The 255-nt window shown below is 60.8% G+C and carries 1 pseudogene; it reads right to left on the bottom strand.

The features are described 5' to 3' along the window. Window positions 1-255: pseudogene (locus ACLFKU_RS44785) on the bottom strand (MFS transporter); the annotation flags it as partial.

Genomic DNA, 255 nt, shown 5'->3' with positions numbered 1-255 from the left:
CCAAGGTGAGTGCTATCGTCGTGTTCGCCGTCATTAGCAGCATCCGATGCGAGAACCGGTCGGTGAGGACCCCGGCGAGCAGCCCTAGTAGCAGGTAGGGCGCTCGTCCGCAGGCGAGCAATATCCCGGTCTCGAACGGGCTTGCGTTGTGAAGCTCGATCGCAGTCAGCGGAAGGGCAAGAAACGTCACTTGTGAGCCGAGAAGGGAGACCGTCTGGCCAGCGAGAAGCAGATAAAAGCTACAGGGCAGGCGGT

It is taken from the genome of Paraburkholderia sp. EG304, from assembly GCF_046543485.1.
In the GTDB taxonomy this organism is placed as follows: Bacteria; Pseudomonadota; Gammaproteobacteria; order Burkholderiales; family Burkholderiaceae; genus Paraburkholderia; species Paraburkholderia youngii.
The sequence above is the reverse complement of the archived record's forward strand: the minus strand, read 5'-3'. Positions and strand labels throughout refer to the sequence as shown.